The sequence below is a fragment of the Thiocapsa marina 5811 genome (genome assembly GCF_000223985.1).
Lineage (GTDB): Bacteria > Pseudomonadota > Gammaproteobacteria > Chromatiales > Chromatiaceae > Thiocapsa > Thiocapsa marina.
This window is the reverse complement of sequence record NZ_AFWV01000019.1, coordinates 63,349-87,264: the sequence shown is the minus strand read 5'-3', so window position 1 is coordinate 87,264 and position 23,916 is coordinate 63,349. Positions and strand designations below refer to the sequence as shown.

Annotated in this window: 25 protein-coding genes and 2 pseudogenes; 20 read left to right on the top strand and 7 right to left on the bottom strand. The window is 58.7% G+C overall.

The window, feature by feature from the left end:
* Positions 1 to 190: 190 nt before the first annotated feature.
* From THIMADRAFT_RS26875 to THIMADRAFT_RS21870, 12 genes and pseudogenes are all read left to right on the top strand, one after another.
* On the top strand, positions 191 to 400 hold the full coding sequence (locus THIMADRAFT_RS26875; protein WP_139052953.1) for a hypothetical protein: 210 nt from the start codon (positions 191 to 193) through the stop codon (positions 398 to 400).
* A 17-nt stretch (positions 401 to 417) separates the two neighbouring features.
* Positions 418 to 876, top strand: coding sequence for a hypothetical protein (locus THIMADRAFT_RS26870; protein WP_139052952.1), 459 nt, complete (start codon positions 418 to 420; stop codon positions 874 to 876).
* A gap of 517 nt (positions 877 to 1,393) precedes the next feature.
* Positions 1,394 to 1,918 carry a hypothetical protein gene (locus THIMADRAFT_RS26865; RefSeq protein WP_139052951.1) on the top strand — a complete coding sequence of 175 codons (525 nt, stop codon included), beginning with the start codon at positions 1,394 to 1,396 and terminating at the stop codon, positions 1,916 to 1,918.
* 220 nt (positions 1,919 to 2,138) lie between these two features.
* On the top strand, positions 2,139 to 2,471 hold the full coding sequence (locus THIMADRAFT_RS21905) for a hypothetical protein (protein ID WP_007195312.1): 333 nt from the start codon (positions 2,139 to 2,141) through the stop codon (positions 2,469 to 2,471).
* Positions 2,472 to 2,573: 102 nt separating this feature from the next.
* Positions 2,574 to 2,978: a hypothetical protein gene (locus THIMADRAFT_RS21900; protein WP_050799659.1), complete on the top strand. Its 405-nt coding sequence runs from the start codon at positions 2,574 to 2,576 to the stop codon at positions 2,976 to 2,978.
* Positions 2,979 to 3,217: 239 nt separating this feature from the next.
* Positions 3,218 to 3,622, top strand: coding sequence for an antirestriction protein (locus THIMADRAFT_RS21895; protein WP_007195309.1), 405 nt, complete (start codon positions 3,218 to 3,220; stop codon positions 3,620 to 3,622).
* Between the two features lie 1,153 nt (positions 3,623 to 4,775).
* Positions 4,776 to 6,728, top strand: coding sequence for a PriCT-2 domain-containing protein (locus THIMADRAFT_RS21890; protein WP_007195308.1), 1,953 nt, complete (start codon positions 4,776 to 4,778; stop codon positions 6,726 to 6,728).
* Positions 6,729 to 7,056: 328 nt separating this feature from the next.
* Positions 7,057 to 8,196, top strand: coding sequence for a tyrosine-type recombinase/integrase (locus THIMADRAFT_RS21885; RefSeq protein ID WP_199484282.1), 1,140 nt, complete (start codon positions 7,057 to 7,059; stop codon positions 8,194 to 8,196).
* Positions 8,197 to 8,498: 302 nt separating this feature from the next.
* Positions 8,499 to 8,810: pseudogene (locus THIMADRAFT_RS26045) on the top strand (NAD(+)--dinitrogen-reductase ADP-D-ribosyltransferase); the annotation flags it as partial.
* A 239-nt stretch (positions 8,811 to 9,049) separates the two neighbouring features.
* A complete protein-coding gene (locus THIMADRAFT_RS21875) occupies positions 9,050 to 9,268 on the top strand; it encodes a hypothetical protein (RefSeq protein WP_007195306.1) in 219 nt (72 codons plus the stop codon).
* The gene (locus THIMADRAFT_RS27570; protein ID WP_199484281.1) at positions 9,265 to 9,423 is read left to right on the top strand and encodes a hypothetical protein; all 159 of its coding nucleotides are present in this window, start codon (positions 9,265 to 9,267) and stop codon (positions 9,421 to 9,423) included. Before THIMADRAFT_RS21875 ends, THIMADRAFT_RS27570 begins: the two co-directional genes overlap by 4 nt.
* Before the next feature lie 16 nt (positions 9,424 to 9,439).
* Positions 9,440 to 9,670, top strand: a complete 231-nt coding sequence (locus THIMADRAFT_RS21870) for a hypothetical protein (protein ID WP_007195305.1) — start codon at positions 9,440 to 9,442, stop codon at positions 9,668 to 9,670.
* Between the two features lie 48 nt (positions 9,671 to 9,718).
* Here the strand turns inward: THIMADRAFT_RS21870 and THIMADRAFT_RS27210 are convergent, their stop codons facing one another.
* On the bottom strand, positions 9,719 to 10,087 hold the full coding sequence (locus THIMADRAFT_RS27210; protein WP_158308407.1) for a hypothetical protein: 369 nt from the start codon (positions 10,085 to 10,087) through the stop codon (positions 9,719 to 9,721).
* 31 nt (positions 10,088 to 10,118) lie between these two features.
* Between THIMADRAFT_RS27210 and THIMADRAFT_RS26040 the strand changes: the two genes are divergently transcribed.
* The 3 genes from THIMADRAFT_RS26040 (at position 10,119) to THIMADRAFT_RS26030 (ending at position 12,341) form a co-directional block, all read left to right on the top strand.
* Positions 10,119 to 11,654 carry an RNA-directed DNA polymerase gene (locus THIMADRAFT_RS26040; RefSeq protein WP_007195303.1) on the top strand — a complete coding sequence of 512 codons (1,536 nt, stop codon included), beginning with the start codon at positions 10,119 to 10,121 and terminating at the stop codon, positions 11,652 to 11,654.
* A gap of 231 nt (positions 11,655 to 11,885) precedes the next feature.
* Entirely contained in the window at positions 11,886 to 12,134 is a 249-nt protein-coding gene (locus THIMADRAFT_RS26035; protein WP_007195302.1) for a type II toxin-antitoxin system RelE family toxin, read from the top strand.
* A gap of 3 nt (positions 12,135 to 12,137) precedes the next feature.
* Entirely contained in the window at positions 12,138 to 12,341 is a 204-nt protein-coding gene (locus THIMADRAFT_RS26030; protein ID WP_007195301.1) for a hypothetical protein, read from the top strand.
* 539 nt (positions 12,342 to 12,880) lie between these two features.
* On the opposite strand, the gene THIMADRAFT_RS21855 is transcribed toward THIMADRAFT_RS26030, so the two are convergent.
* Complete coding sequence (locus tag THIMADRAFT_RS21855) at positions 12,881 to 13,897, bottom strand: IS110 family RNA-guided transposase (protein ID WP_007195300.1); 1,017 nt, start codon at positions 13,895 to 13,897, stop codon at positions 12,881 to 12,883.
* A gap of 236 nt (positions 13,898 to 14,133) precedes the next feature.
* On the opposite strand from THIMADRAFT_RS21855, the gene THIMADRAFT_RS26025 reads away from it, so the two are divergent.
* Positions 14,134 to 15,261, top strand: coding sequence for an IS630 family transposase (locus THIMADRAFT_RS26025; RefSeq protein WP_199484280.1), 1,128 nt, complete (start codon positions 14,134 to 14,136; stop codon positions 15,259 to 15,261).
* An 80-nt stretch (positions 15,262 to 15,341) separates the two neighbouring features.
* Here the strand turns inward: THIMADRAFT_RS26025 and THIMADRAFT_RS21845 are convergent, their stop codons facing one another.
* A complete protein-coding gene (locus THIMADRAFT_RS21845) occupies positions 15,342 to 16,952 on the bottom strand; it encodes a hypothetical protein (protein WP_007195298.1) in 1,611 nt (536 codons plus the stop codon).
* 288 nt (positions 16,953 to 17,240) lie between these two features.
* Positions 17,241 to 17,327 (bottom strand): annotated as a pseudogene (locus THIMADRAFT_RS28670) (pilin); the annotation flags it as partial.
* Between the two features lie 300 nt (positions 17,328 to 17,627).
* Between THIMADRAFT_RS28670 and THIMADRAFT_RS21840 the strand changes: the two are divergent.
* From THIMADRAFT_RS21840 to THIMADRAFT_RS21825, 4 genes are all read left to right on the top strand, one after another.
* The gene (locus THIMADRAFT_RS21840) at positions 17,628 to 17,873 is read left to right on the top strand and encodes an AbrB/MazE/SpoVT family DNA-binding domain-containing protein (RefSeq protein WP_007195296.1); all 246 of its coding nucleotides are present in this window, start codon (positions 17,628 to 17,630) and stop codon (positions 17,871 to 17,873) included.
* The gene (locus THIMADRAFT_RS21835) at positions 17,873 to 18,220 is read left to right on the top strand and encodes a type II toxin-antitoxin system PemK/MazF family toxin (protein ID WP_007195295.1); all 348 of its coding nucleotides are present in this window, start codon (positions 17,873 to 17,875) and stop codon (positions 18,218 to 18,220) included. The genes THIMADRAFT_RS21840 and THIMADRAFT_RS21835 overlap by 1 nt, the downstream gene beginning before the upstream one ends.
* A gap of 90 nt (positions 18,221 to 18,310) precedes the next feature.
* Complete coding sequence (locus tag THIMADRAFT_RS21830) at positions 18,311 to 19,207, top strand: transposase (protein ID WP_007195294.1); 897 nt, start codon at positions 18,311 to 18,313, stop codon at positions 19,205 to 19,207.
* A 121-nt stretch (positions 19,208 to 19,328) separates the two neighbouring features.
* The gene (locus tag THIMADRAFT_RS21825; RefSeq protein WP_007195293.1) at positions 19,329 to 19,766 is read left to right on the top strand and encodes a DUF29 domain-containing protein; all 438 of its coding nucleotides are present in this window, start codon (positions 19,329 to 19,331) and stop codon (positions 19,764 to 19,766) included.
* A gap of 260 nt (positions 19,767 to 20,026) precedes the next feature.
* Here the strand turns inward: THIMADRAFT_RS21825 and THIMADRAFT_RS21820 are convergent, their stop codons facing one another.
* The 3 genes from THIMADRAFT_RS21820 to nirD form a co-directional block, all read right to left on the bottom strand.
* The gene (locus tag THIMADRAFT_RS21820) at positions 20,027 to 20,464 is read right to left on the bottom strand and encodes a hypothetical protein (RefSeq protein ID WP_007195292.1); all 438 of its coding nucleotides are present in this window, start codon (positions 20,462 to 20,464) and stop codon (positions 20,027 to 20,029) included.
* A 100-nt stretch (positions 20,465 to 20,564) separates the two neighbouring features.
* Complete coding sequence (locus tag THIMADRAFT_RS21815; protein WP_007195291.1) at positions 20,565 to 23,249, bottom strand: nitrate reductase; 2,685 nt, start codon at positions 23,247 to 23,249, stop codon at positions 20,565 to 20,567.
* 292 nt (positions 23,250 to 23,541) lie between these two features.
* Positions 23,542 to 23,877 (bottom strand): nitrite reductase small subunit NirD, encoded by a 336-nt coding sequence (nirD, locus tag THIMADRAFT_RS21810; protein ID WP_007195290.1) that lies wholly within the window; start codon positions 23,875 to 23,877, stop codon positions 23,542 to 23,544.
* Positions 23,878 to 23,916: the final 39 nt, after the last annotated feature.

Genomic DNA, 23,916 nt, shown 5'->3' with positions numbered 1-23,916 from the left:
CTCCTCGTGCGCTGCGCCGTAGCCCGGAAATTACGTTCATGCGGCAACCACCTCCGTTCGGATCATCGGGAGCGATGCTCGCAGCACGTCGTATTCTTTTTCAAGTCGCTAACGCACTTTTCATACAAGATGGCTGAGGTAAAATGCCTTACTTGTTAGTGAATCGTTACCAACTTAGAGGAGGTTTACCTTGCCACTTATTATTCCCATTTGGCTGATCGTCGTTTTAATCCTCGTTGCCGCAGTTGGAGCCGGCACCCTGGCTTATTTTTCAACGCATTATGCGACAACCCTCCTTTTTACAATAGCAGTCATAGCGGTATTTGTAATTGTAGTGCTTCCAAAGTTGCCGAATATCTTGAAATGGGGCAAAGAAGTAGGAAAAGAAATTAGAAAGTAGTAGTTGGAGAAAATGATATGGTTCGCTTGATTGGTATTGTTTCTGCTTTAACACTGCTTTCGAGTTGCTCAGGAAGAGACGAGGCGCTTTACGATATCGGGGCACTCTTATTTGTCGTATTCATATTTGCCATATCGATTACTTATGGCATAAAGCATTTTCACAACCATGAAAAAGCCAAATATTTTGTTTTAAAATTGAGGATGCCTGCAATAATTTTTTCTTGGCTTTTGTATATATTTTCCGTGATAATATTAGGTCTTGGATTTATTTTTCTCTGGAGTGAGGGTTTTTATCCAAGAAAGTTAACATTCTTTTTGGGAATCATTCTATTCCTGCTGGCTCACTTTATTAAGGGGTGGGCAAATAGCCCGATAGAAGAGAAGGGGCATTATGCGCGGCTTGCAACAATTTCTCTCGGGTTTTTATTGGCTATTCTCCACATTATTCAGGGGGGGCAATTAATAAAATTATGATGACATTAAGGCTATAAAGAAGCGGGAAAAGTGAGGATTCAAAAACAAGTTAAAAATGTTGGGAATTACGGTGACACTTTACTATTTATACCATTTCCCTCGCGGCTTATGATATTAGGGGAAAAGGGGCCAGGCACAATTTCTGCTGTGCTTGCGCCCCATGCCCCGCCGCACACGTGACGGAGGAAGCGAGCGTCAGAGCAAGCCGAACTGCCTGGAGCGATTTGGGGGGGGGTCGGCTTTTTGTGTCTTGCTTCGAGTCTGTGGGATTTGGATCTCATTGAGTAATATGAATCAACTTGCCCCTTCTTTTTTATCCTCCTTGCCCGATGTTCGTCTCCCCAGCATCAGGGATCTCTGCCAAGCGCACGGCGGATAAACGCTTGTTCGGCAGACCTCGCGAATCAGTATTTACAGTTAATTGTGTATAAGCTGGCCGACAGTAAACCGCCTGCTCGATGTGCGGCCGCGCGCAGGTAGTAAAGAAATAACCGAAATCATGAGGGCGACAAAAAAGATGAAAACTTCGTTATGGCGATTGATCGCATCCGCGTCAGCGTTTGTACTGATAGGGACTGCTGCCGCTGCGAGTATCAGCGGTTTCAAGGATTTAGAATTTGGCATGACACACAACCAGCTTCGAGCGATTGGAATAGATGATTGCATAGAAGCTGAATTTAATATATGTCGGCTTAAAGATAAAGAGAGGACGCTACTCGGCAAGGTTGCTGACGTGTCAATTACTATGTTTGAAGGGCGGCTACTACAGATTGACGCATGGATTGATGTGCCATGTGATCAGGTTATCCCCGAACTGTCCGTCACCTTCGGGCAGGTTATCACGTTTGAATATACTGCCCTTATGGGTGGCAGAGCAACTCAATATTTTTGGCTGACAGACAACGGCACATCGCTATCTATTGCAATTGCACCGCCAGTGTATTCAGCCGCTAGATGTTCAGTCAGCTACAGAGATGAAGGTTCTACGCTTGGAATCCTCGACCGTTACAAGGAGAGTCAACTTGACCCATCTGACCTATGAAGCTTTATCGTAGCTAAAAGAGGTTTGTTTTCTGCTAAGCTTTCCCCGTGCTCAGACGCACCTGAGTCCATCCTAATGGTACACTTCATATGTGTCCTTTAGAAGCTTAATGTCGACTACGACAAGCCCCTAACACGGCTCACCAATAAAGGGCATCTACTGCCCTACCATCTCAGACCCGCCACTCGGCGGGTTTTTTTATGCCTATGGAGAAAATACCATGCTGCGCTTCACATCGCACGACGATCTGTCACGCCTTCAGAAAAGTGACCCCGTATATCCCCTGATTCGGGACGCCATCCAGTCCTTCAGTCACCCGGAGTACGACCCCGAGGACGAGGGCTACGTGGTCCTCATCGAGCCCGAGGACGTCGATTCCCCGGTTTGGGGCAATCACCGCCTTCAGGATATACCTTGGGAAGCCATTCAGCTCATCGAGGGCTATTTCAAGGCCGTTTTCATTCCCAACAACGACTTCGCTCTCGTCGTCTTCATCCCCGATGCCCCTTGGATCCAAGGAGATCTCCGAGCCTGCATCGAGGCGAATCTCTGAACTGCGGTCAATCGTCCACCTTATATGATATTAACGCAACCGGGAGCATCACCAATGGCAACACGAAAATCTTCCAAGCCCTCAAGCAAACCAGCCGGAGACATGAGAATCCTCAAGGTCGGGACGTGCCCTAGCCTCTCGGGGGCATCCACCCTTGCCTATCATCTCGGCTGCGACTCCGAGAAAGCCCTACACATCAGGATCTGGGGCAATACCGGAGGAGGGCTCTTCGGGCGTGAATGGGTGCCTTGGAGTGCCGTTCAGCCGGTCCTGGACACCGATGCCCCGGTCACGGCGGGGACTCTCAAGCGGGCAGGGGTCTGCAAGGGCAAATCGGCGAATACTCCGGGATTTCTGCTGGCGGTCCTGAAAGCCGAAGGTCTCGTAGAGACCCTGGAGACCGGAGGACATAGAAAGTCAGATTCCGGGGACTTCCTGAGCGAGATGCAGAAGCTCATCGATGCCGGGACCGAGATCCAGGTTCCACCGACGAAGGCAACCCGATGAGAATTCCTGCCGGAGTGCTGCTGCTGATTGCCTTGAATCCCCCAAGACACGGGGAATGGCCCTCATCGCACTGGGTTTCATGCTCTGGATCGATCCGGGATTCTTCGTGGCGGCCTTAATCCTGACCGGAATCGTTTGGTACGCCGTGAGCTGAACCTAAACCCCTAAGCCCCTTTACTCCGGATCAGCTTCATCGCTGAGGCTAGCGTGCGTCCGGAGGAAGGGGCAGGAGAGACACAATGATGACACGTATGATGGTACCGGCCGAGAAACGGGTTCGCCATGCCGCCGAGATCTTCGGGCGCTACTTCTCCTATCCGGTGGAGCCGACGATCTATACCGTCGCCGACCGTCTCAGTGCCGACTATGGAGGTGGTTACTGGGCCTTCTGGGCACTCGACAACCAAGGCTTCTACATGGCTCCGGATGTCAAGGCGACCTTCTCGGTGATCTGCGAGAACGGCTTCGAGGGGTCGCTGTCGGCCGATGCCTTCGGGATCACCTGCTGCCTGTATACCTACAGCAACCTGAGTTTCCAGAAAGATCAGGGTTTGGCATGCAGGTGTGCCGAGCAGTACCACCGACTGCGGGTGTATGTCTACGATCATCCCGAAGCGGAGGACATCCTTCGGGCCACCGACTGAGGCTGAGACGGCCCCGGACTGGGCAACCGGCTCCGGAGCCGGTTTGCGGCTTGAGCCGCATGAGAACCTGAAATCCTGCGGAGCTGCAGTGGTGCCATGGGGGCATGAGGTTTTCAGGTTTGCAGGATTTCAGTGGGCACCTGGGGACCTGGGGGCTCCGAGTGCCCTCGCAGCTCCAACGTGGGTCCAGGATTTCACCCTCGGGACCCTGAAAACCTGCGAAGCTGCGAACCTGAAAAGCTGCAGTGGTGCCATGGAGGGCATCAGGTTTTCAGGATTTCAGTGGGACCTGGGAACCGGGAGGGTTCCACCATCGGGTCCAGGATTTCAACCTCGAACCCTGAAAAGCCGGCAGTGGTGCCATGGAGGGCATCAGGTTTTCAGGATTTCAGATTTTCAGGTTCTCAGGGGGGCACCCCGGTCTCCCGAGAGGTTCCGGGTCGCCTCCCAGCCACCGGAGCAGTCCAGGATTTCACCTGGGGATCTGCAAACCTGAAAAGCTGGCTGTGGTGCCATGAGGGGCATCAGGATTTCAGATTTTCAGGATTTCAGAAGGTGCCCCGGACTCCGGAGCGGTTCAGGATTTCGCCTCGGGACCTGAAAACCTGAAATCCTGCGAAGCTCAGAGGGGTCCACGGGGAGACATCGCAACTCGGCTTCTTCTAACCATGGAGAAAAGCGACACCTAGACTCTCCGATGGGTCTTTCGATTGTTGGCCTTAAGACGGCGGCAACTGCCAACGCACGTTAGCCTTAATAAAAAAACGATGAAGCCAACGACCTTTAGCTTCAATGCGAAAGGATACTGTCCAAAGCGCTTTAACAAGGATGCTGTCGTCGCTTCAATGAACGCGAATAAGCCTAAAGGCCGTAACTCTTTCACCGCTCGATGAAAGACGACCGAACCGCATTTTCTTGCTTTCTGGGCCTTGCCATCCACGCGTGGATCACTACACTAATCGTCAGACGGCTAACGGCCGTCTGGAAGCGACCGCTCCATGGGATGCGGGAAGCTGAGTATCTAATTTTTGGATTTTGCGAAGAGAAAACGACATCAATTATTTAAATCAACTTAGGTGAGTAAGGTTTCTCGCCACCCCTCTGTGAGGTCGCGCATTTCTTTTTGCGTTACACTCATTTAGGGTTGATCGTTATGAGTTATGATAAGTCGTGTTCGCCTGACGAAGTCCCAACCGACTATGGTCAAGCTGCTCTTTACTGGTTTGATCGCGGTTCGTCCATCATCCCGGTTCTGCCGGGCACGAAACGCACCGCCGTGATGTGGGATCCTTGGAATTCTGGGTTGTCTCGCGAAAGGATTTTGGCATATTGGAAACAGCATCCGGACCATGAAGTTGGCTGTATCGTCGGTGACAAGTTGATCGTGTTCGACGCCGATACCGAGCAAGCAGAAGCGGCGTTGGCGCAACTCGAAGAGGCCTTCGATGTCACGCCGGCAATGGTCATGGGGACCGCAAAAGGTTGCCATCACTATTATCGTCGTGCTCCGGGGATCTACGCGAAGTCCGATAGCCATTCCACGGAAGAGCATCCGGAGCGCATCGACGTCAAAACGGGACGGGCGATGGTCGTTCTGGCACCGAGCACCGGCAAGGAGCTGGTCTACATGGACGTGGACCATGTCGATGATCTACCCGACGTGGGTCAGGACTTCATCGATGCCGTCTTCCACCACAACGGACGTCAGGCTCCACGGCCTCCCGAGGTCAGGCCCGCAATCAAGCCCAGCGATGACGATGATTTGATCATTGGAACGTTGGAGTCCGTCCTGGGGCAACCGGACCCCGACGAGTCATACGAGGACTGGATGTCTATCGGAATGGCGATTCATCATGAAACAGGAGGAAGCGAGGCGGGTTTCGGAGCCTGGGATCAATGGAGCAGTCGAGGAGCCAAGTATCCGGGATCGGCTGCGCTCCGAACAAAGTGGGAGTCGTTCGGCCGCTACACCGGGACGCCCGTGACAGCGGGCACCATCAACAACATCGTGGCGGAACGTGCAGAGCGGCAGGTCGCCACCGAGACGTTCCCGACGTGTGGGGCCGAGGTGTTTCAAGGGACTGACTCGCCGGAGAGGGTACCGCAAGCTCATCCTCTGGCTCGCTATAGCATGCAGGACCGAGTCGACGAACTTCGCCGTGAGGTCAGTCGACAGGTCTTCCTATTGGGCCAGGTCGCGCTGATGGCGCAGTACACGATCTTCTACGCTGCACCCAACACCGGCAAGACCTTGCTCGTTCTCAGGATGTTGATCGAGGCGATCCGGGCGAAGCGCATCGACCCACAGTGCGTCTTCTACGTGAATGTCGACGACAATCTGGAGGGTTTGACCGTGAAGGCGGAACTGGCGGCCCGGTACGGCTTTCACATGATTGCTCCCGGCTACAATGGTTTCGAATCGGCGAACCTGAAGAGCGTGATCCCGGATGTGATCGAATCCGGTCAGGCCAAGGGTACGGTCCTCATCCTCGATACGGTGAAGAAGTTTACCAACATGATGGACAAGACCAATTCGTCGAGCTTCAACACCTTGATCCGAAAATTCATCTTGAAGGGCGGGACCTGCATCGCGTTGGCCCATACCAACAAGAAAAAGAACGAACAAGGTAAATCGGTGTATGCCGGGACCAGTGACATGGTCGACGACGCCGACTGTGCTTATATTCTGGAGTTGGTATCGTTGGACGAGGACACCCAGACCAAAACGGTGGCCTTCGAGAACGAGAAACAGCGTGGACATGTCCTCGATCGAGCCGCTTACCGCTACAGCACGGTGCGAGGACAGAGCTATGCGGAGCTGCTGGACTCGGTCGAGTCCCTGGACGACGGCGATCTGGAGGCCGTCAAGGAGACCGAATCGGCCAAGGTAAGTCAGCCTGTCGTCGAAGCCATCCTCGGCTGCCTCAAGGATGGCATCGAGACCAAAATGGCCATCGTCAAAGAGGCGGCGAATCGTGCCCACGTCAGTCAGCGTGTGGTGACGCAGGTCTTGGAACTGCATACCGGGGACCATTCACCGGGGCATAAATGGAGCTGTACCGTAGGGGCACGGGGGGCAAAGATCTACCGCTTGTTGCCCGCATAGACCGCCTAGACGGCTGAGGACCGGGCCACGGACGGCCAGGTTCGCAGGATTTCAGCTTTTCAGGTTCCCAGATCCTCGGACGGGGCCTCTCCGCGTCGCACCGCCGGCCACCCGAGTCCCTCGGTCCCTCCCGGCCCCCTCAGCGCCCCAAACAGCCCCCTACGGCCAGCCCCGAGCCTGACCCCTGACGTTCCCCATGCCCCCGGAGCCGCCCTCTCAGGTGGCCGCTGTGTCGTGCGTTCGCCATCACACCCATCCATCAACCCAACGTGCCGAGTGAGATCGGCAGGAGACACCTATGCCTGTCGTAAGGTTAGATGCCGCTTTTGTGAGAACCGCAACCTGCGCCCAAGGCAAGCAAAAGACGGATTTTTATTCCGACAGCTTGCAAGGCTTCATCCTGGAGGTCAGAGCCACCGGTAACAAAACGTACTATCTGCGCTATCGTGACCCCTTCGGAAGGCTCCGAGCCCAGAAGATCGGCAGTGCTGCTGATGTCTCCTTCGAGAAGGCCCAGAAGGCTGCGATCCAGCTCAAGGCCAAGATCACCTTGGGCGAAGATCCAGGTAAGGAGAAGAAGCGCTTAAAGCAGATCCCGACCCTGGAGGAGCTGATCCGGGAGCGCTACATGCCCCACATCCAAACCGCCAAACGTAGACCGGACTTCGATGAAGGCATCATCCGTCTGCATCTCCTGCCCAAGTTCGGACGTCATCGGCTGGCGGAGATCGACGCCGAGAGTATCCAGGCCTGGCATCAACTGAAATCCGCTTCGGGATTGAGCCCAGCGTACTGCAACGCCATGGTCGGCGTGCTCAGACGGATCTTCAATCTCGCCAAGCGATGGGGCGTTCCGGGTGCGGAGGTCAATCCCACGGCCAATGTCACACTGCTGGAGGTCGACAATATCAAGGAGGTCTACCTGACAGCAGAGCAGACGGAGCGCTTGATCACGGCGGTCAACAACAGCAGCAACACCCAGCTCCGTTACATCGTGCCTCTATTGCTGCTCACCGGAGCACGCAAACGGGAACTTCTGGATGCCAAATGGGAGGACATCGATCAGGACCGCCGAGAATGGCGGATTCCCTTGACCAAGAGCGGAAAGCCCCGGAAGGTGCCCCTGTCCAAAATGGCCATCGAGGTCTTCGAGACAGTCCCCAGGTTTCCGGACTGCCCGTATGTGGTTCCGAATCCGTCGACCCTGCAACCCTTCAAATCGATCTGGGGAAGCTGGACATCCGCTCGGACGCAAGCGGGAATGCCGGGACTGCGGCTCCATGACCTACGTCACTCGTTCGCGTCCGCACTGGTCAATGCCGGACGTAGTATCTACGAGGTCCAGAAGCTGCTGGGACATGCCAAGGTGACGACGACCGAGCGCTATGCGCACTTGGCGAATCAGACCCTACTGGATGCAACGGATGCAGCAGCGCAAGTGACCGGAATCACTGTCTCCGGACATTGACACCAAGCCCGCCGACTCACGAACGCGGGCTCTTATGATCCTCTAAGAGATTCAACATGGATCAAGAAAAAGGATCACTTGGAGACCTTCGACACCCTTGAAGACCTGGAGAGGAGGATGCCGTCGAGCCTGTCCGTCGACATATATCATTAACTTAACTGCAAGTACGCCCAACGGAGACATCTGATGTCTCCGAACTTCCTTCTCACCCGTGGGATATCCGTGGGTTTACCAAGCGATGACGGACGGTTTCCAAGGATGGCCTTGGTTATCCTGGACGTGACCGAGAGGGCGACTCTAATTGTCAGTACGAGCTCCTCCAGGCCCACCCCGAAGAGACCCACCTCAGCCTCTACCGCGGCATCAACCGCATCGACGAGCACGAGATCCTCGAAACCCTCGGCGGCGGGCGCTACCGCGTCCTCTTCAACAACCTCAACAGCTTCACCAGCAGCCGCGAGCGCGCCGACGAGTTCGGGGACTACATCCTGATCGCGGAGGTGCCCCTGCCGAAGATCTTCTTCTTCAATCGGTTGTTGCCGGGGATGCTGAAGGGGGAGGATGAGTTTGTGGTGATCGGGGGGGTGTATGAGGTTTCGATTAGTACGCTTTGAGGCTTCAGCCACGACCCGGGCGTAGGCATCCCGTGGGTCAGGACTCGCAGTACTATGCGCTCCCGCTGGCCTGGATCGCGGCAGACCCCACACGCCTGTGCTAGATTTCCACCGACACGGTGCGACAGACGCGACACGGGTGACTTAGACGTGGGAAGTCGACCTGACCGGGGCACACGGATCAACTGATCCCGGCACGTTTTTTCGCAACCAGCCCCTTTTGCTGCCAAGAGGTCCCGATGCCCAGCGTTACCCTAAAGGCCCATTTCGACGGCCAGTCAATCGTTTTCGACGAGCCGTTCGAGCTTTCCAGCAACGCTCGGCTACTGGTAACAGTGGTGTCGCCTTCGATGGACGGCGATCGTGCACAGTGGTCCGACCTCGCCGGCTCCAGCCTCGCTCTTGCCTATGGGGACGACGAACCCGAGTACAGGCTGGCGGATGTGAGATATCCGTGAACGAGGGCGACGTGGCGCTGACGCCGCTTCCCCAAGCCGACGGGCGCGTGAAGAACCGCCCGACCATTGCCCTGCGGCGCATGCCGGGTTTCGGGGATTGGTTGGTTCCCTGTCGCGTCAGGGCTCAATTGCAGTCGATCGCAGCGACACCTTAGCCAGAGGGTTAGACCCATGCCCGCGCCGGCCGACGACATCACCGAGCAGCTCCAAGCCGAGATCGAGCGCACGCCCGCGCGTTACCGATCCTTGCTGCTGCGTTTGGTGCATTCCTTCCGCGAGGGGGTCGAGGCGGATGAGCCCTGGCCCAGCGCGGGCGAGTCCTTCCGCGAGGGCTGGACGGACGCGCTGGCCAGCCGCGTCAGGACGGTCGATACCCTGTGGGGCGGCATTGACGCCGATTAACCGTGGTCATCCGCTACACGGAGGCATTCAAGCGCCAGTTGGAGCGGCTCAGCCGCCGGTACCGAGGGATTCGGGCTGATGCCTCGCTGCGGGCGAGACCCCAGCGACCGCATCCCGGGCGTCGGTCATATCTTGTGCAAAATGCGTGTGAAGAACTCTGACGCTGTCCGGGGTAAGCGCGGCGGCTTTCGGATCATTTATTACCTGCATAGTGGCGATGACATTCTGTTGGTGACGATCTACTCGAAGTTCGAGCAGGCCGACATCACCGCCGCGGAGCTGCGGCGGATCCTCGCAGGATCTTAGGCGTACCGAAAGATGTGATTTCAAGACCTGCTCCGCTTTCAAAAAGCGCGCGTCGAGCTTGTCGTTTGTTATATGTTTGGTGCATGCAGGCTTTTCGATCGGCTGATGCATGACGTTATGTATCAAATCAGAGGGAAATTGAGTGGCAAGACTAAGTAGAGAATCACTGGAATTTGCAAAAAATCACATTATTAAGTTCTATGATTCTGATTTCTTTCCAAAGCCATTTGAATATGAAGCATTGTGGGCCAATTGGGACGAAGTGGTAACTCACTTAACCTGTAACGAAATTGACGGATATCCTATCGAACAGCCAAGAGTCTTTGGCTCTCCAAAGCCGAACGGAACATTTAGGGTGGTGCACCAACTAGATCCGATAAATACATTAATTTATACATCAATTGCATTTCTCATATCGGAGAAAGTAGAGGCAGCAAGAATCCCTGAAGATGAAAGGGTAGCTTGTTCATATCGGATTGGCATAGGTAAAGATAAAGGAACTTTTTTTTCAAATGGCGTAGGGTATTCAGGGTTTATTGAAAAATGCAGAGAATTGTCCGAGGAAAATTCTCACGTTCTAGTTACCGATATAACTGATTTTTACAACCAAATTTATGTTCATAGATTACAAAACGCAATTGAATATGCTGACCCTGAACTCTTTGAGTTATCAAATAACACAGAAAGATTTTTGCTAGACCTAAACGGCTCTGTTTCACAGGGGGTTCCCGTAGGTCCTGCTGCAAGTATTATTATGGCTGAGGCAGTTCTGATTGACGTAGATAATTATATAAGGGATGCTAAATTTCCTCACTCTAGGTATGTGGATGACTTCCGAGTATTCGGAAACTCAGAGGGGGATCTCCGACTATTTCTAGAAAAACTCACTAAATACCTGTATGAAAACCATCGGCTCACTCTAGCATCTGGAAAGACAGCAATCGTTCCAGTCGCAGAGTTTTGTGAAAAATATCTTAATAGTCCTGAAGAGGTGGAAAAGGCTGAAATTCATGGCGCTCTTAGCGAAATAAATTCGCCCTTAGATGCCTATGGTAGTTCATTCGAAGAGGAACCTGCGGATGAAGGAAAAGTCAGACCTACGGTCTTAACCGAACTTATGGAAAAAGTCTTATCTAGCGATAAGCTCGATTTAGGTCTGGCTCGTCATATATTGAGAAGATGTCGAAGGTATAAAATAAGAGCGATATCAAATCAAGTTTTAGATAATTTTGAGTTTCTATTTCCAGTGATAAGTGATGTTATTTTATATTTGAGCAAAGTGGCAAATGCAACGTTTGTTGAAAGGAATAAAGATAAGCTGATTTCCTTATTTCAAAATGTAATGGCCTCAGAGGTGCCATTTATAAAGGAATGGATAGAATATTATATTGCAAATGATCCAAAGCTTCTTGAGGTTCAAGAAATAAGAGAGTTGGCAATGTCTGCTGCTAGTATCAGAAATCAGGCTTCAGTAGCGAGGAATAGGAATATGCCTCACTGGGTTAGGGGGCAAAGAGCAAACATGTCCCATTTATCTCCGTGGGATAGACGCTCTTTAATTTATTCAGGATTGGTGCTATCTAAGGCAGAGCTAAACAGTTGGCTAAATTCGGTGGAAAAGAGTTCAGCCAATTTTACCGAGCAAATGACAATAAAGTGGGTGCGCTCATTGAAATGATACATAACACAGGTTTCAAAATGGACGCCAATTCCGCTGCGCTTCATTGAGATCCGAGGACAGCTTACTTAATCCCCGCGACCGCCGAACAGCAGAAGAGGGTTTATTGCCTAACACCCCCACCAGCTTCGACGCCAAACTGCGTCCTTCGCTCTCGCTCAGGCCGCAGTTTGCGCGTGCTGTGGTTGACGTTAGCCGATAAAAAAATGCCCGACAACACACGGACCGCGGATGAAGGTCGAACTAAAGCCCCAGGCAATAAAGGATCTACGCTCCCTGCAAAAGCAAGAAGCCGAGCGAATTGCTGTGAAGCTCGCCGAACTGGAAAACGGACTGACCGGAAACATCAAGCGGCTCACCAATTTCACGCCAGAGTATCGGCTCCGCGTTGGCAACTACAGAGTGCTTTTTGAGGTTGAAGAAGCTACGGTTGTTGTGTACCGCGTGATGCACCGAAAGCACGTTTACGCCAAGAGGTGATCGATGAACCTGCATCCTCAGTTTATAGGGCAGGAAGGTTCCGAAGAGTACGTTGTCCTTCCCATCGAGGAATTTCGCGCTGTCGCAGAAGCTCTCGAGGACTATCAGGATTTGCAAGATCTCCGCAGCGCCAAGGAAGCGGAGGGTACAGCGGCTTCTGCTTCGTTGGCTGATGTCGTCAATCAATTGGAGCTAGGTAATGGCTAAAGAGAGTGCGTGGTGTCACCATTTAGCTGACCCCGATCAATGGCACGACCTATTTTCTCGCACCCAAGCACGCTTGTGTCGGTCGGGAAGTGCGACATTGCTACCGCCAACGCGCCCGCGGTTCTCGTTGAAAGGTCGCGGATTCACTCCGATCCGCGCCAGTCACCCTTCTGGATCAAGGCGGTGGGGCTGCTCTGTTGGGAGTAGACACCCGGCCCCTGGCTCCTGCGAGCCCCAGAAAATCGTCGGTGCCCCACCAAGGTCCAAGTGGACCACGGAGGTGGGTGCGGGGCGGGGGCGCGGATCCCTAAAAATCCAGGCGTCCCCGCCCCGCACCCACCGGGCCGCGGATTCACAGATCGCTGGCTCGGTGCCATGTCGGCACCGTCCAACCCCGTGTTGGCTCGATGGCAGAGGCGTCTCGGTCACAAGCGTTGCTCCCTGACGATGTCGGCGGGAGATGTGCCGGCGGCCAATCAGATCTGGAGGCTGTCCGCCAACCCCGTGTCCTGGCTCACCGGCGCATCGCCCATGGCCCTTCAGGCGAAGGCCCGATTGACGTCGAAGTCGGTCCCCTCGCGCAGCATGTAGTAACAGGCCCGTGCCAGCTTGTGCGCCACCGTCTTGATGGCGACCACGCCATTGGTCTTGGCGCGCTTGCGCTGGTAGTAGCGCTTGATCGCGGGGTTGTAACGCACCGCGAAGTTGGCCGCCTCCAGATAGGCCCAGGCCAGATATTTGTTGCCGCTCTTGGTGTTGCCCCGGCCCTTGCGTTTGCCGTTGGAGAGCCGCTCGCTGCCGACGAGGCGGCTGTAGGAAGCATAATTGCCGACGCGGGCAAAGCGCTCGATCGGTCCGGTCTCCAACAGGATCGTCAACCCCAGCACCTGACCGATGCCGCTGGTGCTGAGCAGATGCCGGTACTCGGGCCGGGATCTGACCTGCGCGCAGGCCTCGCGCTCCAACAGATCGATCGCCGCCTCTTGGCCACGCATGGCCAGCAGGGTGCTTTGGACCGCCAGAGCCAGATTCGCATCCGGCAGCAGCTCGCCCACCCTCCCAGGCGTCAGGCGTCGAATCGCATTGGCGCTCAGCGAGCGCCCGCGGTTGCGCGAGAACAGGTTCTGCACCGCCAGGACGTTGGCCGTATGCTGCTGGACCAGGCGACTGCGCCGTCGCAGCAGATCGCGCACGCCACGCTGTTCCTTGGGGTAGATATAGCCCTCCGACAACAGCCCCAGGCGCAGCAGCTTGGCCAGCCAGGCGGCGTCGGAATCGTCGTCGCTGTACTTCAGCCCGCTGTACTGCACGATCGCCGCGGTGTTGGCCAAGTGCACCCGATAGCCCGCATCCATCAAGGCGTCGACCAGCCAGTACCAGTTGTACGTCGATTCCACGACCAATCCCGTGATCGCTTCGCGATACGGTGCCAAGGATTCCAGCACCAGCGCCGCGTCGTTCGCCAACCGCTTGCGATACACCACGCGGTCCTCTTCGTCCAAAAGGGCCACGACGCTATTGTTGGAATGCAGATCGATTCCGCCGTAGAGTTTCATCGTCGACTCCTCCTGCCGGGTCTCCAGCTCAGGTCTTTTCTTCTACCTTAACTGTAGGCCCACGGGCGGGGTCGGCTAGTGGTCCAGAGTGGAAATCCTGATACCGTTTCGCAGGTCAGTGCGGCATGATGCGGAACAGTTTAACTTTCCTCTGCTTTCACTTGTTCACCATGGCCCGCTGCGCTGCTGTCCCCGTCGATCTGTCCACGAAACACCGCCACCGTCTTGAAGCCATCGTGCGACAGCACCATGCGGCGCAGAGCCTGGTGATGCGTGCGCGCATCATCCTTCTGGCCGATGCGGGTGTCGGTGTGCACGAGACGGCTCGGGAGTTGGACATTGGGCGCGCAACCGTGCAGCGCTGGCGCAAACGCTGGCTTGCCGGCGAGGGGCGGGCGTTCGCCGAACGGTTGTGCGATGCGCCGCGTCCGGGGACCCCGCCGACCTACGAGCCCGAGCAGATCTGCGGGATCATCGCCTTGGCCTGCGAGCCACCGAGCGAGAGCGGACGCCCTTTCACGCATTGGACCCACGCCGCTTTGGCAACGGCGGCGCGCGAGGAGGGCATTGTCGAGAGCATCTCGCGCCACGCCGTCGGACGCTTCCTGCGTGAGGGGAAGCTCAAGCCCCACCGCACCCGCGGCTGGATCAACACCCCGCGAGACGCCGACTTTGCCACCAAATGCAGCGATGTCTGCCAGACCTATCAGCTCGCCCCCGAGCGCGCCGCCGCGGGGATCGTCACGCGCAGCATCGACGAGATGACCGGCGTGCAAGCGCTCGAGCGCGCGGCCCCAACGCAGCCGATGCGTGCCGGGCGCCCCGAGCGCACCGAGTTCGAGTACATCCGCCACGGCACCACCACCCTCATCGCCGATTTCGATGTGGCCACCGGGACGGTCGGTCACCACCTCGGCCAGACCCGGACCGAGGAAGACTACGCACAGTACCTCGCCAAGCTGTTGGCCACGCGCTCGCCCGAAACTCACTGGCATCTCGTGATGGACAACCTCAACATCCATTGCTCCGAAGCGGTCGTGCGATTGGTTGCCGAGGCCATCGGCTTCAACGGTGACCTCGGCCTCAAAGGCAAGTGCGGCATTCTCAAATCGATGGCGACGCGTGAGAAGTTCCTCCGCGACCCCAGCCACCGCATCGTCTTCCACTTCACCCCCAAGCATGCCTCTTGGCTCAACCAGATCGAGATGTGGTTCTCGATCCTCGCCCGCAAAGTCATCCGTCGCGGCAATTTCACCTCGGTGGAGGACCTGAATACGAAAATCTCCAGCTTCATCGACTTCTTCAACAAGACCATGGCCAGGCCCTTCCGATGGACCTATCAGGGCAAGCCCTTGGCGGCCTAGGCGCTCAAACGGTCTCGGGATTTCTACAGCGGACCACTAGGGTTCCTTGACGAACAACTTTCTGCGCACGTGAGTCAAATTTAGGTCGGCGCAAGTTTGGCCTGCCCCAACAGGTCATCGAGGGCCTGTTGCAGCCGACCCATGGCGGTGGCGATGGGCCGGTTGGGCGCTTTGGGACAGCCGTCGAACAACTGGGACAACCCTGGCCGCAGGATGCGGCTGTGGACCTTGGTGAAGAACAGGGCCACCCGCAGGCCCTGATCGGTGACCCGGTAGCGATGGCTCTGCGGGATCCGTTCGATGAGGCCATGCAGCCGCAGTCGGCGCAGATCGTAGGTCATGCGTCCGGGTGAGTAGTCCGCAAGCGGCAACCCCAGAGCCTGGGCCATCCAGGTGCGCATCCCGGCATGGCGGAAGCCCTCGGGCAGGGTGAGGAACAGGCACATGGCGGTGAACAGCGCCAACACCCGCGGATCGTCGAGGTGCAGTCCGGGGGCGCGTTGCCCGCCGACCACCTGCGCTTGGGTGACCTGATCGAACACCGCCTCGGCCAGCAGACAGTCCTGGCTGAGTGTCTCGACCTCGAGCAAGCGACGGTTGGCGGTAAAGCCGATGGCCCGCAGGGCGGGCAGGTTGTTCAGATTCCGTCCGATGCCGAAGTCGTGGGTGTTGTTGATCGTGGTCTCGGTGCGCAGGGCCCGGCCTTCCTTGAAGTACTGCTTGATCTTGGAGGATTTGTAGCCGACATGCAGCGAAGGGATAACCCCTTGGGTGATGACGCGGGTATGAAAGCTCCCCGGCGTGCGTTTGGTGATCCTCCGATTGAAGATCAGGCTGACCTTCTCGGGCCGTCCCAGGTCGAGGTTCTCGCGGATGACCTCCTCGAATAGATGGCGCCCGGACAGCGGCCGGTCGAACACCTGCGTGCGGGCGAACTCCGCCTGCAGGATGGATAGTTGGAAAGTGTAGCCGGCGGCATGGTCTTCCGCCGTGAAGGGATCCGGGAGCCGTCCCAACCACTTGGCCACCAGCGCGGCGATCGTCTCCTCGTTCAGGTCATCGAGGATGCGTTGCGCGCGGGCCGGATCGGCGCAGGCGAGCAGCCCGTTGTCCAGGGCCCCGAAGGGGATTCCCGCCTTGGCCAACTGGCGTTTGACGTACTCATGACCGTTGAGACAGACCCGCGCGGTGTAGGGAAAGTAGGAGCAGAACTTGATGAACAGAGGGCCGAAGTCCGCATCGACCAAATAAAAGTAGTAATGGTTGCACATCACCGTCCCGCGGGTGAACCAAGGGTACGGCTGGCCGGTGTGGGCGCTGATCTTCTTGATCATGCGGAAGCTGGCAAACCGCTCCTGGGCCTTGCCGATGTACAGGACACCCTCGGGTTGAGCGAAGTCGCGGAGCCGCTCGCGGGTGACGTCGTCTTTGCGCTGTCCCTTGGCGAAGGGCACGATCTCAACACCCTCGCGTTGCGCAAACCGATCGATCGCCTTGACGAAGGCGTGGCTGATCGGGGCCATCAGCACCGTGGAGGCGACCTTGGCACCGCGATGGACCTTGAAGAAGTTGGCCACCCCGCCGCCGGTCTGCAGCCGCGGTTGATACAGGTTCAGATACAACCGGTCGATTCCTTCGAGATCCAGCGTGACCCGATCGTTCAGCAACTCACCGACGCTTTGGACTAACATGATGGCAGGCCCCGGTTGACATCTTGGCCACGCGCCACACGCCGCTCCGTGCGGCTACCAACGGAAGTTTAGCCTTCCGTCGCTCAACCGGGGCCGCCCGACACCGGAGCTCGCCCCATGGCTCGTCGGTCTGAGGCGAAGCCTCGCTAGATGCTTATCAGGTCTTGTTTTCCAGCATCGCTGCGTGAGATCTGTGGGGGCACCTAATTAGAAAGGAACATCAGCCATGTGCCGAATCCACGATTTGGGGCGGGGGCCGGAAGCCGTCGCCGCCACCAGCAGGCGGGTCGGCAGCGCCACCGCCGCCAAAATCCCAATTATCACCACCACGATCATGAGTGCAATCAAGGTAAAGTCCTGTGGATGCTTTTTCATGGATCTTATCCATTGCAGTCGAATGAATGAATCGGGAGTCGTCTCCCGGAGACGGGAGCGGTCTTGGTCAACCGCTCTATCGGCTCTCCGTCAAAGACCGGACCAACGTCGCCCACCCGATTCAACGCATTGATCGCAATGCCTATTCCGGCTTCACCCCCAACACCCCAGCCGGCCTGTCACACCTACCGACTGTGACAACCCGCCCCTGTCACACCTGACCACCGTGCCAACGGCAGCATATTGAAGAGCACCGCAAGTGCTACTAAAGTAGGACTCGAAACCGACAGGAGACCCAACATGCAGCAAACCCTACGCAAAGCCGGCGGCTCACTCGTGATGACCGTACCCAAAGCATTCATCGACCAAAACCGCCTCCACGACGGCTCCCAAGTCGCACTCCACCTGCGCGGCAACACCCTCACCATCGAAGCCCCCAGCCGTCCACGCTACAAACTCGCTGACCTGCTCGCCGAAATGCCCGACGGACTGCCGCGCGTTGAAGGCTGGGACGACATGCCCTCGGTCGGACTGGAGCGCGACTGATGGCCTATCGCCCCAATCGCGGCGACATCGTGCATCTGGACTTCGACCCCTCATCGGGCCGCGAAATGAAAGGCCCACACTTCGGCCTCGTCGTTAGCGGCAAGCTCTTCAACCAGCACGGACTGGCCATGATCTGCCCAATCTCACAGGGCACCGCCGCCGCCGCACGCACCCACGGAACCGTCGTCACACTCATCGGAGCCGGAACCGACACCCAGGGTGCTATCCATTGTCATCAGCTCAAATCACTCGACTGGCGCACCCGCCAGGCACGCTTCAAAGAGACAGTCCCTCAGTCCATCTTCGATGAAGTTCAGGCCAGACTCGAGGCAATTTTGTTCGACTGAGCCGGAAAGGGACATTAGGGTCAGGTCTTGTAATCCAGCGGCATTAGGGTCAGGTCTTGTAATCCTGCATTCTTGGTCTAAGCTGTCTTCATGGCTAGACCACTCCGAATCGAGCTCGCCGGCGGGTTGTATCACGTCACTTCGCGCGGCGATCGCCGCGAGGCGATCTATCGCGACGATGAGGACCGGGCGGCCTGGCTGGCGGTGTTTGCGGAGGCCTGCGCACGCTTCAATTGGCGCTGTCATGCCTACTGCCAGATGACCAATCACTATCATGTCGTGGTGGAGACCGCGGAGGGGAATCTGTCGAAGGGAATGCGGCAGCTCAACGGTGTCTTCACCCAACGGGTCAATCGTCGTCACGGCCTGGTCGGACACCTGTTTCAGGGCCGCTTCAAGGGCATCCTCGTCGAGCGCGATACCTATCTGCTTGAGCTGGTGCGTTACGTCGTCCTTAATCCGGTGCGGGCCGGCATGGTGGCCGATGCGGGTGATTGGGTCTGGAGCAGCTATCCCGCCATGCTGGGGCGGGTGCCGGCGCCGCCCTGGTTGGAGACCGACTGGGTGCTCGGTCAGTTCGGGCCCGCGCGTGCCGCGGCGCAAGCCGCCTACGCGGACTTCGTCGCCGAGGGGGTCGGACGGTCGAGCGTGTGGGATGGACTGCGGTGCCAGGTCTTCCTCGGCACCGACGGCTTCGTCGAGCGCCACCGGGCTTTGGCGAGCGATCCGCAGCGTTTGCGCGAGGTCCCGCGTGCCCAGCGCCGCGGGCTCGCGAAGCCGCTGTCGGCGTTCGGCGATCAGTCCGCGACGCCGCGCGAGGCGATGGCGCGGGCATTCGCGAGCGGCGCTTATACGATGCAGGAGATCGCCGAGCATTTCGGCGTGCACTACTCGACCGTCAGTCGCGCCGTGCGCCGGTTCGAGCGCGCCGCCGCCGGATCGGCCGCGCCGGAGTCGAGCCATCGGAGAGGTGATTTCACGACCTGACCAGAAAATCCACGAAAGCCCGTTCGAAGAAGCCCGCCCGAGCGGGCTTTTTTGTGTTCCGATTCAGATCTATAGTCATCCGAGGCGAGAGAAGCCAGCGACGATCAGGGGAACAGCCACCATGACGAACGCAACAAGGTACGAAGAAGACGTGGTCGCTTGGGCGTCCGAACAAGCAAGACTGCTGCGCGAAAGACGGTTCGACCTTTTGGATATTGCCCATCTGGCCGAGGAGATCGAAGACGTGGGAAAGAGTGAGCAGCGAGAGCTGACGAACCGCATGGCACTGCTCTTGGCTCACCTGCTGAAGTGGCAGATGCAGCCCGGTCGCCGCGGAGCCAGCTGGCAGATCACCATCAGAAACCAACGGCGAGGAATCCTGCGTAGACTCCAAGAGACCCCAAGCCTGCTTCCAAAGCTCGACGACCCCGACTGGTGGGCGGGCGTTTGGGACGACGCGACGGCGCAAGCCGCGCAGGAGACCGGACTCTCGGATTTCCCCGAGACATGCCTCTGGACACCGAATCAGATTCTCGATCCCGCTTGGTCACCCGAGTAGGCGAGACCAGCCGACGCCGGCGGCGGACCGACATGTCCAGACAAGGGGTCTTGTCATGCAACATGTTGGCGTTCGGTGCGGCAACCCCGGTGGGATGCGGGTACGCCAATCGTCAGGCCCTCGGGTCAGCCGCGCTGCACGCTGCTCCATGCAGATCTTGTGGATGCCGAACGCGCTCTCCGCGATGGTCACGGTGGTCAAGGCGATTTCGGCGTCGAAACGGATCCGCCAATCAGCCGCCGGCTGGATTGTCGGGCGCGCTAGCCCCCGGGATGCACCTTGCTCCGCTTTGCGATCGTGTCCGCCATCAGACCGATCAGCCCGCCGCCGGCTCCGATCCACATCCAGAGCGGGAGGCCGACCACGCCTGCGGGGGCGACGATCGTGGCTGCCTCATTCCCGGTCGCGACGAGGGTCGCAACGATTGCACCTACGCCCAGTCGAGCTGTCCAGGAGCGCGCGTCCCAGAGGATGTGCTTCACGGCCAAGGAGACCACCTTGAGGAGTGGCCATGCAGCCTTGCGATCGCGGGTCAGCGCCAGCATGGCCGCCGCCTTCTTGAAACCGCGCAAGGTCCCGTAGCGAATGGTGCCGATGCCGCGCGCCCAGGCTAGGAGCAGCTGCTGCTCGGCAGGGGGAAGACGCCGTACCGCTTTCACGATGGCGGGGTCGGACGCGGTTTCCTGCACTTCGGACACTGGTTTCTCCTTATCGCGTTGCCGAGTCCGACCGGACCGATGAGGTGCCGTGGTCAGGGCCTCGGGTGTGCGCGGATTCTAATCCGATTGTGCTCCCCGTTCACGCCGCGCCGCGGTCGAGGGTTTGCTCGAGGATGCGGCCCAACTCGGGTAGACAGGACCCGCAGTTGGTGCCGGCCTGCAGGCAGGTGCCGATGGCCTCTGCGGACCGCAGGCCCTCGCTGCGGATTGCCTGCTCGATGCGCGTGCGGCCGACGTTGAAACAGGCGCAGACGGTCTCGCCGGCGTCGACCTGCCCGCGTGGCGGTCGACCGGCGAGCAGACCGGTGCGGGCGCGGGTGTCGAGCTGCGCGGCGCCGAAGAGCTCACCGAGCCAGCGGCTGCTCGGCAGGTTCGGGGTCGGGGCGATAAAGAGACAGGCGGCGAGGCGTCCGTCGAGGATACGGGCGCCGCGATATCGGCCGTGCGCGACGTCGGCGAAGTCCAGCCATTCGCCGTCCGCGCCGAAGAGGTCTCGCGCCCGGTCGGCCCAGTCCGCGATGGGCTCGCGGCCCGCGATCTCGGTACGCCAGAAGCCCTGCTGCCGGATGGCGACCCAGTAGTCGGGCTGCGCGCCGGTGGCGGCCCGGGTTATGCCGTCGGGGAGGAGCAGCCGCTCGCGACTCAGCGCAATGCCGTACCAAGCCGCTCGGAAGAGGCTGACCTGCACCGGCGTGTGCTTGAACTCGGGCTGTCCGGAGACGGGATCCGTCACCGGATTGACCAGCGCATCGGCGCGCGCTTGGCGGGCCAGCGTGTCGCTCCAATGCATGGGGACAAAGACGGAGCCGGGGCGCTGATCGGCATCCACCTCGATGCGCGCCAGCATCCGACCCCATCGGCTCGTCAGCTCGGCGATACCGCCCCGACTGAGCCCGTGCGCGGCGGCGTCGACCGGGCGGATCTGCACGAAGGGCTCGGCGATGTGGCTGCTCAGGCGTGGCGCCAGACCGGTGCGGGTCATGGTGTGCCACTGGTCGCGAATGCGGCCGGTGTTGAGCACGAGCGGATAGTCGTCGTCCGGCGCGGTGGCGGGCGGACGCGGTGTGATTGCGATGAAGCGTGCCTTGCCGTTCGGGGTGTAAAAGCGTCCGTCGGCGAACAGACGTGCGGCTTCGCGTCCTGCCGGGAGCGGCCATTGGACCGGGGTGAGTCGGTCGTAGTCGGTCGCCGCAAGATCGGCCAGGGCGCCGATGTCGAAATCGCGTCGTCCGTCGTTCTCGAACGCGGACAGTGCTGCATGCTCGCGGAAGACCTCGGCCGCCGAGCGATAGGGGAAGGCATCGGCGAACCCCATGCGGCGCGCCACCTCGGCGAGGATCCACCAGTCCGGACGCGCCTCGCCGGGCGGATCGAGGAAGGCGCGCTGACGCGAGATGCAGCGCTCCGAGTTGGTGACGGTGCCTTCTTTTTCGCCCCATCCCGCGGCGGGCAAGAGCACGTCCGCGCAGCGGGCGGTGTCGGTGTCGGCGAAGAGGTCCGAGCAGATGACGAGCTCGCAGGCCCGCAGCGCGGCACGGACCCGATCGGCGTCGGGCATGCTCACGGCCGGGTTGGTCGCCATCACCCAGATCGCCTTGATCTTGCCTTCTTCCACCGCCCGCAGCATCTCGACCGCCTTGAGGCCCGGCGCGCGGGCGATGCCGTCGGCTTGCCAAAAGCGCCCGACCCGATCGATGTCCTCGGGTGCGAAGTCCATGTGCGCGGCGAGCTGATTGGCCAATCCGCCGACCTCGCGTCCGCCCATCGCATTGGGTTGTCCGGTGATGGAGAAGGGCCCCATGCCGGGTCGACCGATGCGTCCGGTCGCCAAATGGCAATTGATGATGGCGTTGACCTTGTCGGTGCCGAACGACCATTGATTGACGCCTTGGCTGTAGAGCGTCACCACCCGTTCGGTACGGGCAAAGCGCCGGTAAAAATCGGCCAGTTCGGACTCGGGAAGACCGCAGGCCGCGGCGACGCGCGGCACCGAGCCGGCCGACTCGCGTGCTGTGGTGAAGGCGGCGGCGAAGCCCTCGGTGTGCGACTCCAAAAAGGTCCAGTCGAGCGCGTCTTCGCGTCTGAGCCAGTTGAGCAGACCATTGAAGAGGACGGTATCGGTGCCGGGCGCGATCGGCAGGTGCAGGTCGGCGATCTCGCAGCTCGCCGTGCGGCGCGGGTCGATCACGACGATCTGCCGGTCCGGATTGGCCTGCTTGGCCTGTTTGATCCGCTGATAGACCACCGGGTGGCACCAGGCGGTGTTGGAGCCCACCAGGACGATGAGCTCGGCGGCCTCAAGATCCGCATAGTCGCAGGGTACGGTGTCGGCACCCAAGGCGCGCTTGTAGCCGGCGACGCTCGAGGCCATGCAGAGCCGCGAGTTGGTATCGATGTTCGCGCCGCCGATGAAGCCCTTCATCAGTTTGTTGGCGACATAGTAGTCCTCGGTCAGGAGCTGACCCGAGACATAGAAGGCGACCGCTTCCGGTCCGTGCTCGGCGACGATCTCGCCGAGACGACCGGCGACCCGATCAAGCGCCTGATCCCAGCTCACCCGCTCGTCCGCGATCCTCGGATGGAGGAGTCGCCCGGCGGTCCCGAGCGTCTCGCCCAAGGCCGCGCCCTTCGAGCAGAGACGACCGAGGTTCGCCGGGTGATCCGGATCACCGCGCACTGAAACCGTTCCGTCGGCCTGCGGCATGACGAGCACCCCGCAGCCCACGCCGCAATAGGGACAGGTTGTCTTGGTCGGTTCGGTCATCGTCCTGTCTCCGTGATCATCGCGGCTCCGCGAGGGCGTCAGTAGCGGGTATCGAATTTCCGGCAATCGCCGAAGAACGGATGAGCGGCGACTGGCCGCCGCTAAACCGCGTCCAGAGCGGGGTGTTCATTTTCGAGTGTGTTCGACGTTTGGCGTATCCACAATCTTTAGCGGGAACGCGGTTTAAAACGCATCTATTTTTCATCTCTTAAACCGCGCCGGCTCCAGCGCTAGTCAAGTCCGCCAAGACCGAATCCCATCCAAAAACATCGCATACTGCGCAGCGCGCGGTTTAATTGGGTTCTGTGCAGACGAAGACCCGTCCCGCCTCGACCCGTGTCGCGTAGGCGGGCGCACAGCCCTCGTCCGGCCCCTTTGCTTCGCCGCTCGCCAGATCGAGACACCAATTGTGCAGGGGACAGACGATGTTTCGCCCGTAAAGGATCCCCTCCGATAAGGGCCCCCCGCGATGCGGGCAACGATTGAGTAAGGCGAACACCTCGTCCGCCGCGGTCCTGAAGACGGCGATATCACCCTGTTCGCGTTTGAGCACCCGCGCACCTTGGCGAGGGATCTCATCGAGCGTACCCACTTCAAGCCAAGTCATGTCGTCAACGACAGCAGTCATTGTGTAGCCTCACGTTGTTGCGGTGTTTGGAAGCAGCCT